Origin of the sequence: Corynebacterium sp., from assembly GCF_030530965.1 — a bacterium.
Classification (GTDB): Bacteria; Actinomycetota; Actinomycetes; order Mycobacteriales; family Mycobacteriaceae; genus Corynebacterium.
This window is the reverse complement of record NZ_JAUMTY010000050.1, coordinates 6,979-16,113: the sequence shown is the minus strand read 5'-3', so window position 1 is coordinate 16,113 and position 9,135 is coordinate 6,979. Positions and strand designations below refer to the sequence as shown.

The window sequence follows — 9,135 nt, the reverse complement described above, 5'->3', positions numbered from 1 at the left end:
ACCGCCCACCCGTAAGCAAAACAGGCCACCGCCCGCGCGGTGTACTCACCGATACCGGGCAAATCGAGCAGCTCATCCACCGTGGCAGGCACCGCACCAGAATGCTTATCGACGATCGTCCGCGCGCACTCGTGAAGACGGAGCGCCCGACGAGGGTAGCCCAGACGACCCCACGCGCGAAGGACCTCATCACGCCCGGCGCGGGCGAAATCGGCTGGTGTCGGCCAACGTTTCATCCACTCACGCCACGCAGGTTCGACGCGGGAGACCGGAGTTTGCTGGCTCATGACCTCGCTGAGGAGAACTCCCCACGCGGAGCACCCGGGCTCACGCCAGGGAAGATGGCGGCCCGCCAGGATAAACCAGTCGTTGAGTTCGTCGACAAGAAAAGGTTCTAAATGGCCAGTAGACATTGCGAATGATTGTAGTGCCGTGGCGAGTGAGTTGCTGCGGGCGGTCACGGGGCTGAGTACGGTTATTGGGTGACGCCCCTGATCACATTGCCCGGTGGTGACCCGCGTGTCCGTGTGCCCCTGATGACGCGCCGGTGATGAGCAGAGGTGCAGAGGTAGAGCCACCCATGACGAGGAGTGGCAACCAGCCAACCAGTATGTGGACTTTTCATCCGGAGGATTCTCATGACGACATCAGCACCCGGCTCCGACCCGCAGCCCACTCCCAGTACGAACGCGAACACCGGTACGTCTGCTAGTACGAACGCGGACGATCGCACCCCACAGGCTGTGCTCCAGCAGTTGCTGGACGGCAACGACCGCTTCGTGCAGGGCAAGGCGCTGCGCCCGCATCAGGATCGCGACCGGCTGTCCAGCCTGACTCAGGGGCAGGCCCCGAAGGCCGTGGTCTTGGCCTGTTCGGACTCCCGCGTCCCCGTCGAATTGCTCTTTGACCAGGGGTTTGGCGATGTCTTCGTGATCCGTACGGCCGGCGAGATCGTGGACATGTCCGTGCTGGCCTCGCTCGAGTTCGCGGTGGAGGGCCTCGGTGTCTCGCTGGTGGTGGTCCTCGGGCACGAGAGCTGCGGCGCAGTCAAAGCCGCCTCGGAGGCCATGTCTCAGGGCGCCGTCCCGGAATCCTTCCAGCGCGTGCTGGTGGAGAAAGTCGCGCCATCGGTCATGGTCGCCCGCTCCGAGGGGCACACCACCACCGACGACTACGAAAAACAGCATGTGCGGTCCATTGTTGATCACGTGGTCGGTCGCAGCCCGGAAATCACAGCAAAGCTTGCCGACGGCACCGTCGGCGTTGTTGGTCTCCGGTATCTACTGGAAAACGGCCAGGTAGAGGCGGTGACCGCGCGCGGCGTCGCGATGCCGTGAACCACAGCGGACCGGGTGCACGAAACCACTCACCGACGAACTCCCAGACCCCGCATGAGGTGACACGCCGTCCGCTTTCCGGCGGGGCAGCGGGAGTTCCCGTTAATCTAGTCACGTGAGCGCTCAAGGTAACTACAACGGTCTTCCACATCCACCCGAGATCTATCGCCGGCGGAGAATCGCCGCCGTCGTCATCGTGGTTGTTGTCATCGCGTTGTTGTGGTGGATCATTTCGGCCTTGAGCGGAGGCGGGGATTCGTCGTCAACCGCGACGGAATCCAGCGTCACGACGACCACCACTAAGTCGACGAAACCGACGACGTCCTCGCGCTTGTCGGAAAGCACGCGTCCATCGTCGGAATCTGAGAACCCTGATGAGTCCGAGTCGGAAGAACCCGACGAATCAGAAGAGCCGTCGGTCGCGCCCGACGCGAAAGAGACGTGCGATGTCAACGACCTGCAGGTTGAGGCGCGCACGGATGCGGATTCCTACGAGCCGGGGCAGATGCCGCGCTTCTACTTGATCGCGCACAATCCCACCAAGGGGTCCTGCCATGTGGACTTGGCTAAGGCTCCGATGAAGTTTGAGGTCTACAACCTCGAGACGAATGAGCGCGTCTGGTCCGACGTGGACTGCAACAACCCGGCAGCAACGGGCGCGCTGGATATCGGCGCTGGCCAGACGAAGAATTACATGCTGAGCTGGTCCCGGACGACGTCCGCGCCGGGCGAGTGCTCGGACCGCGTTGCCGTGCCCAGTGGTTCGTACTACCTGCACACCTTGATTGGTGATCAGCACTCAGAGCCGACGACGTTTAACCTGACGTAGCAGCAGCGTGGCGGCGTGTGGCCGCCTACGCGTGACAGCGGCAGAACGACGCGACAGAACGACAGAGCGACAGAGCGGCACAAGAAAGCCCCGGAGCAGTTCACCTTCGAACTAGCCTCCGGGGTTTCGGTGTACCTGGCTGCGCTTCAGCTCTCAGTCAGCTATGGGCTCCTGAATTATTAATTGCTGAATTCGTCCTTCAAAACGCCTTCCTTGTCACGGTAGGTCTGGCCAGCTTCCGGAACGGACGCAGCGACCGGCGCCTTCATGGAAACTTCACCGTTATCCAGGGTGAAAGTGATGTTCACGGCGGTCCCTGGCGTGGGAGTTCCGTCGAAACTGGTGTGAACGTAGCTGACGCAGTTGATGCGCGATTCGCCATTGGGATCAGCCTTGGCGCTCTCCGACGCGGAGCTGTTGGTGTGCACATCGTTGGCACCCATGGCCTCGATGGCCTTTTCGTTATTGCCGACGATCTGGCACTGCGGCTTCAGATCCTTGTTGCCATCGACCTTAACCTCTTGGCCATCGACGCTAATACGCTGCAGCTGGCGCTCAGTATTGGTGGGGTCGATGTTTGACAGAGCGAAGGCGACGGCGCCACCGTGGTCGTCGGTCTTGGGCTGGACGGTCACATCGCGCAGCGTGATGTTGTTGTCCTCAGCATTGGCTGCTCCCCCGTCGACGGCGGGGACTTGGTTGGCGGTTTGGGAAATTTGGCCCGCGCCGCATGCACTGAGGGCCAGTGCGGAACCGGCAGCGACAATGGCGATGCCGGAACGTAGGGAAGCCGACTTCAACGACATTTTGTCCTCCATAGGAAGCTGTGGGGCAGCCACGTATTCGTCTTATTTTGCGTCAGGGTTTTCTGTTCAGCGCACAGAATTTAATTATTACATTAACGCGACGTGTCTGTTTCCACATAGTCTTGTGACGTTCGTCGTGGCTAATCAGGGGGTAGTGCTATGATAGACGCGCTGAAACGTCAATTTTTCACACCGCTTTACCTGTCCGCACGCGGTGGGCGTGCGCGGCGGATCTGAAGGGACTCATGGAATTCAACATTGGGGATACCGTCGTTTACCCGCATCATGGTGCTGCCGTCATTGAAAAGAAAGAGCAGCGCCAGATTAAAGGTGAGACTGTCGATTATTTGGTCCTGAAGGTTCACCAGGGAGACTTAACGGTCCGTGTTCCGGAAAAGAACGCGGAGTCTGTCGGTGTTCGCGATGTTGTCGGGGAAGAGGGGCTCCTCAAGGTTTTCAGCGTTCTCCGCGAAACCGACGTTGAAGAAGCCGGCAACTGGTCCCGTCGGTACAAGGCTAACCAGGAGCGTTTGGCGTCGGGCGATGTGAACAAGGTGGCGGAGGTCGTCCGTGACTTGTGGCGCCGTGACCAAGACCGCGGCCTTTCTGCTGGTGAGAAGCGCATGTTGGCGAAGGCCCGCCAGGTCTTGGTGGGTGAGCTCGCTCTTGCCGACGGCACTGACGACGCCAAGGCCGACGCGATGTACCAAGAGGCCCAAGAGGCTATTGCCCGGCACCGCGCCAAGTTGTTGGGGGAGGACGAGGACTCGACGAAGAAGCCGGGCCCCTCGGACGATTCCGACATTATCGACTTGGACGAGGACGTCGAGGATTAGTTTTTCGCTAGGTCACGCTCCGAACCGATAAGCTGGGGGCGTGACTTTACGTATTTTCGATTCCGCGTCCCGTCAGTTACGTGATTTTGTTCCCCTCCGCGAGGGGCATGCGTCGGTGTATTTGTGTGGTGCGACAGTGCAGTCGGCACCGCATATTGGCCACCTGCGTTCGGGCGTGGCTTTCGATATTTTGCGTAATTGGCTGACCTACATGGGCCTTGACGTGGCGTTCATCCGGAACGTCACTGACATCGATGACAAGATTTTGAACAAGGCCGCGGAGCACAATCGCCCCTGGTGGGAATGGGCTGCGACGTATGAGCGCGAGTTCCAGTGGGCCTACGACCAGTTGGGTGTGACGCCACCGTCGTTGGAGCCTCATGCAACGGGACATGTTCCTGAAATGATCGAGTACATGCAGCGGATTATCGACGCTGGCCACGGCTACGCTGTGGACGGAAACGTGTACTTGAGCCCCATGTCGTTGCCTGATTATGGTTCCCTGTCTGGCCAGAAGCTCGACGAAATGGACCAGGGCGAATCCGCGGGTACGGGTAAGCGTGATCCGCGTGACTTCACGTTGTGGAAGGCTGCGAAGCCGGGGGAGCCGAGTTGGGATACTCCGTGGGGCCGTGGCCGTCCGGGGTGGCACTTGGAGTGCACGACGATGGCGACGAAGTACTTGGGCGCGGAGTTTGATATCCACGCCGGTGGCCTGGACCTGAAGTTCCCGCACCATGAGAACGAGATCGCTCAGGCGCATGCTGCGGGTGATGGATTCGCCCGGTATTGGATGCATAACGGCTGGGTGACCATGGCTGGCGAGAAGATGTCAAAGTCCTTGGGCAATGTGCTGTCCGTGCCTAACCTTCTTCAGATCGTCCGGCCGGTTGAGCTGCGTTATTACTTGGGGTCCGCGCATTATCGTTCCATGTTGGAGTTCTCGGAGGACGCTCTTCGTGAGGCGGCTGCCGGGTACCGGCGTCTGGAGAAGTTTGTTCATGCGGCGTCGAGTGTGGCGGTGAAGAATGACCGCACTTTGGGCCGCTCCGAGGTCACGGACGCGTTCACCGACGCGATGAATGATGACATTGGTGTTCCGGCCGCGTTGGCTGAGGTACACAATGTTGTTCGTTCGGCTAATTCGCGTCTGGATGCGGCTCGTCGTGGCGATACTGATGCCGTCGAGAGCGTGGTCTCTGCAGGTGAGCAGGTTCGCGCCATGCTTGGTGTGCTGGGCGTCGATCCGCTCGACGAGAAGTGGCAGGAGATTGCCGCGGAGTCCGGTGCGGAACATGACGCCTTGGATACGTTGGTTCGCGCGGAATTGGATATCCGTGCGAAAGCTCGCGCTGAGAAAGACTGGGCGACGGCCGATGCGGTGCGCGATCGGTTGACGGCCGCAGGCATTGTGGTGACCGATACGCCCGCTGGGGCCGAGTGGGAGCTATCGGAGCAGTAGGATCGTCGGGCGCTGAATAGATCGGGCCCCGAACACTACGGGCGCTGAATACATCGGCAGCTGGGGATATAAGGAGGATTAATGGCAGGTCATTCGCGGAACCATGGCGCTATTCGTAAATCGAATAAGAAGGGTGCGACGAAGGGTTCTGGTGGTCAGCGACGCCGCGGCTTGCGTGGCAAGGGGCCGACGCCGAAGGCTGAAGACCGCGTGTACCACAAGGCGCACAAGCGGAAGGTTGAGCAGCAGCGGAAGGCGTCCGGGCGTCACGATCGGCGCAATTTGCATGGTTCGGAGCTTGTTGTTGGCCGCAACCCGGTGGTGGAGTGCCTGCGGGCTAAGGTTCCGGCGACGGCTTTGTACGTAGCGGAGGGCACCGATAATGACGACCGCTTGACCGAGGCAGTGCGTGTTGCCGGTGATCGTGCGATCACTGTCCTGGAGGTTCCGCGCATTGAGCTGGACCGGATGACCGGCAACGGGATGCATCAGGGCCTTGGGTTGCTGGTTCCGGAATACCAGTATGTCGACGTTCAGGATTTGATTGATCGTGCCCACGCGTCATCGTCCCCGGGGTTGATTGTGTGCCTGGATAACATCACGGATCCGAGGAACTTGGGTGCCGTGATTCGCTCGGTGGCTGCCTTTGGCGGTCACGGCGTGGTCATCCCGGAGCGCCGGAGTGCGTCGGTAACGGCGGTGGCGTGGCGGACCTCGGCGGGTACGGCTGCGCGCCTCCCCGTCGCGAAGGCGACGAATATGACTCGCGCACTCAAGCAGTTCCAGAAAGAGGGCTATCAGGTCGTCGGTTTAGATGCTGGCGGGGACCATACTTTGGATACCTACGACGGGACGACGCCGGTCGTGGTGGTCGTCGGGTCCGAGGGCAAGGGCCTGTCCCGTTTGGTGTCCGAGACGTGTGACACGATCATGTCGATCCCGATGGCGGACAATGTTGAGTCGCTCAACGCGTCCGTGGCGGCCGGTGTGGTGCTCAGCGAGTTCGCGCGCCAGCGTCGTGCGGTGAAGTCTCGGGGCTGATGTTGTCGGGGCTGACATCCTGCGAACTGACGTCGTGATGTGAAGCCCCGGGCGTGGTTTCCCGTGGCGTAGCCTCCGAGCCGACGATAACGCGTTGCGTTCGCCAGCCAATCAGTCGGCACACCAGGTAGATCGCGAACGAAATCGTCGTGACGAACACGCTGACGGGGAGTCCGGGAGCCAAGGAGAGAACAAGCCCGCCCACTGCGGACACCTCGGCGAAGATCGTCGATAAGAGGACTGCTTTTCGTGGCGACGCTGTGACGTGAACAGCTGCCGCGCCGGGGGTGATGAGAAGGGACACGACGAGGAGTGCGCCGACGATCTGCACCCCTTGGGCCGCGACGAGCCCGACGAGGGCGGCGAAGACGATGCTGATCGTGCGCAGGGGGATGCCGCTGGCTGCGGCGACGTCGGGGTCGACGGACGCGAAGAGGAGTGGGCGCCACAGTAAACCGAGTGTCGCTATGACGATGATGGTGATAGCGATGAGCATCCCCACAGCCGCGCCGGATACACCCACGATCTGGCCGGTGAGCAGGGAGAACGCGTTGCTCGCCTTGCCGGGGTAGATGTAGATGAAGAGGACAGAGAGCCCCATCCCGAAGGAGAGGATCACGCCGACGGTGCTGTCGGTATCGCGCATTCCGAGCACCGCGAGGGCGATGGCCGCCACGATCGATCCGACGACGGCGCCGGCGCCGACGTTAATCCCGGCGAGTAGTGCCGCCGACGCCCCCATCAGCGCGAGCTCCGATGTGCCGTGCACGGTGAATGACATGCGTCGCATCACGATGAGCGGTGCGATGAGCCCCGAGATAATCCCGAGTAGCGCGGCGGCCAGCAGCGCGTGGTGGACGAAGGGGTAGTGCAGGAGTTCGGTGGTGTCACTCCACCAGGTGTCCCAGGTGATCGTGGTAGTGGGCATGAAGTGGTGCGCTCTCCTAAACGATGACGTGCCTAAACTGACGTGCCTAGACGATGACGAGTCTGCCGTTGACGTGAACAACGTCGACGTGGGTGCCGTACAGCTCGCTGAGGACGTCGGTCGTGATGACGTCGTCAATCGTGCCGATAGTGTGGCCATTCGGCGCAAGATATAGCACGCGGTCGGTGACGTCGATAACGGGATTGATCGTATGCGTGACGAAAACGACGGCCGTGTTGTGGTCGCGTCGTTGCGCGTCGATAGTCCGGATCGCTTGCTTTTGCGCAGCGTAATCCAGGCTGAGCAGGGGTTCGTCGCACAGGAGGATATCGGGGTGCGTTGCGATCGCGCTGGCTTGACGGATCAGCTGCTGTTGGCCGCCGGAGAGGTGGCCGATGCGTCTATTCGCCAGGTGTGCTGCGTCGACAGTGCTGAGTGCCTCGTCTATTTGCGCTGCTGGGAGCCGTCGACGGCGAAAGATACCGTGCCCACCGGATAGGCCCACGATGTCCCGCGCGCGCAGTGGCAGCGTCGGGCTGAACATGCGCTGCTGGGGGATAAAACCGGTGGTCCCGTTGACATGGATCCGCCCTGAGGTCAGTTTTCGCGTCCCAGTGAGGGCGCCGAGGAGCGTGGATTTTCCGACGCCGTTGGGCCCGAGGACGGTGAGCCATTCGCCGGGGTTCAACGTGAGGTCGAGGTCGGTCCAGAGCGGCTCGATACTCGCTGTGCTGAGTTCGATGACGGGCCCGGTGGGGCGGTCATTAGTCCCGGTGGGGCGGTCAGCAGTCTCGGCGGGACGATGAGTGGTGCGCGGGTTGTTCACGCGGTGGTCTTACTCCTTGCTGGCATCGTGGAGCCGTTGGACGGCCTCAGAGAAAAAGTCCAGGTAGTGGGTGCCTTTTTCCGGTGTTTCGTAGATATCCACAACCGGGATTCCCGCCTTCTTGGCAGCGGAGACGAGGTCCTTGGACACACTATCTTCGGTTTGCGGATTGTTAACCAGAATATCGACTTTCTTATCGTTGATGAGCGACGTGAATTCGGCAACATCCGCCGCGGACGGATCCGACTCCTTCAACGACGCACTGAGATAACTGTGCGGAGTCACATCCTCCATGGGGGATTCCTTAAGCAGGTACCCGGAGACGGACTCGGTGCTCGCCACCTTCTTGGCTGGCAGTGCCTTGATCTTCTCATCAATAGCGTGGAGCTTGTCGCTGAAGTCCTTGGTCGACGCCTTGATATCGCCGTTCTTGTCATTCAGCGTGTCCGCAATTTTCGTTGCAAAGCTATTGACAGTGGCGACGTCGTACCACACGTGAGGGTTGGTGGGCAGGTCGGAGTCATTGTCCGCGTCACCGTGTGCATCGTGGTCGTGCGCGTCTTCGCTCTCCTGCTCATGCTCATCATGCGCGTCGTGGTCGTGTCCATCATGCTCGTCCCCGTCGTGATCATGCTCCTCCTGGGGTAGAGCAGTGATGACGGTCGCGTCGGAACTGGCATGCTCTGTCAACCAGGTGTCGTACCCGGCCCCATTCCCGACGACGACGTCGGCATCCTTAATCTTCGCCATATCCTTGGCGGAGGGGTTGTAGTCGTGGGGGTCCACGGAATCGCCCTCGATCAAGCCCGTGATTTTGACGTGGTCGTTGTCCCCTGCGATGTCGTGGACCACGTCGGCCCACAGCGCGGTTGATGCGACGACATTCACGGTGTCCGACGAACCAGACGTCGTGGAGGAGTCGTCTGAGCAGGCCGTGAGCCCGCCCATTCCGGTAAGAAGCCCCGTGGCAAAAATGAATGCTAGTGCTGACCGTCGCCTATTTTTTATCGCTCGCATGTCCCCCAATGAACCACTAATGAAATATGATGTCAATTGGTTTTCTTAAGCCC

9 protein-coding genes and 1 pseudogene are annotated in these 9,135 nt (G+C 60.8%); 5 read left to right on the top strand and 5 right to left on the bottom strand.

Going from position 1 to position 9,135, the window contains the following annotated elements:
• Nucleotides 1–413 (bottom strand): annotated as a pseudogene (locus Q3981_RS08780) (A/G-specific adenine glycosylase); the annotation flags it as partial.
• 225 nt (nucleotides 414–638) lie between these two features.
• Here Q3981_RS08780 and Q3981_RS08775 point away from each other — a divergent pair.
• Together Q3981_RS08775 and Q3981_RS08770 are read left to right on the top strand one after the other, a co-directional pair.
• Nucleotides 639–1,337, top strand: coding sequence for a carbonic anhydrase (locus Q3981_RS08775; protein ID WP_303125365.1), 699 nt, complete (start codon nucleotides 639–641; stop codon nucleotides 1,335–1,337).
• Between the two features lie 115 nt (nucleotides 1,338–1,452).
• Complete coding sequence (locus Q3981_RS08770) at nucleotides 1,453–2,166, top strand: hypothetical protein (RefSeq protein WP_303125363.1); 714 nt, start codon at nucleotides 1,453–1,455, stop codon at nucleotides 2,164–2,166.
• A gap of 179 nt (nucleotides 2,167–2,345) precedes the next feature.
• Here Q3981_RS08770 and Q3981_RS08765 read toward each other — a convergent pair whose 3' ends face one another.
• On the bottom strand, nucleotides 2,346–3,005 hold the full coding sequence (locus tag Q3981_RS08765) for a hypothetical protein (protein WP_303125361.1): 660 nt from the start codon (nucleotides 3,003–3,005) through the stop codon (nucleotides 2,346–2,348).
• 212 nt (nucleotides 3,006–3,217) lie between these two features.
• On the opposite strand from Q3981_RS08765, the gene Q3981_RS08760 reads away from it, so the two are divergent.
• The 3 genes from Q3981_RS08760 to rlmB all read left to right on the top strand — a co-directional run bounded on the left by Q3981_RS08760 (nucleotide 3,218) and on the right by rlmB (nucleotide 6,311).
• Entirely contained in the window at nucleotides 3,218–3,808 is a 591-nt protein-coding gene (locus Q3981_RS08760; protein WP_012731009.1) for a CarD family transcriptional regulator, read from the top strand.
• A gap of 40 nt (nucleotides 3,809–3,848) precedes the next feature.
• Nucleotides 3,849–5,270, top strand: a complete 1,422-nt coding sequence (gene cysS / locus Q3981_RS08755) for a cysteine--tRNA ligase (RefSeq protein ID WP_303125360.1) — start codon at nucleotides 3,849–3,851, stop codon at nucleotides 5,268–5,270.
• An 81-nt stretch (nucleotides 5,271–5,351) separates the two neighbouring features.
• Nucleotides 5,352–6,311 (top strand): 23S rRNA (guanosine(2251)-2'-O)-methyltransferase RlmB, encoded by a 960-nt coding sequence (gene rlmB / locus Q3981_RS08750; RefSeq protein WP_303125359.1) that lies wholly within the window; start codon nucleotides 5,352–5,354, stop codon nucleotides 6,309–6,311.
• Here rlmB and Q3981_RS08745 read toward each other — a convergent pair.
• The 3 genes from Q3981_RS08745 to Q3981_RS08735 are packed head-to-tail and all read right to left on the bottom strand — an operon-like array spanning nucleotide 6,265 to nucleotide 9,082.
• Entirely contained in the window at nucleotides 6,265–7,239 is a 975-nt protein-coding gene (locus Q3981_RS08745) for a metal ABC transporter permease (RefSeq protein WP_303125357.1), read from the bottom strand. The genes rlmB and Q3981_RS08745 overlap by 47 nt on opposite strands.
• 46 nt (nucleotides 7,240–7,285) lie before the next feature.
• Complete coding sequence (locus Q3981_RS08740) at nucleotides 7,286–8,065, bottom strand: metal ABC transporter ATP-binding protein (RefSeq protein WP_303125355.1); 780 nt, start codon at nucleotides 8,063–8,065, stop codon at nucleotides 7,286–7,288.
• Between the two features lie 9 nt (nucleotides 8,066–8,074).
• Complete coding sequence (locus Q3981_RS08735; RefSeq protein WP_303125352.1) at nucleotides 8,075–9,082, bottom strand: metal ABC transporter solute-binding protein, Zn/Mn family; 1,008 nt, start codon at nucleotides 9,080–9,082, stop codon at nucleotides 8,075–8,077.
• Between the last annotated feature and the right edge of the window lie 53 nt (nucleotides 9,083–9,135).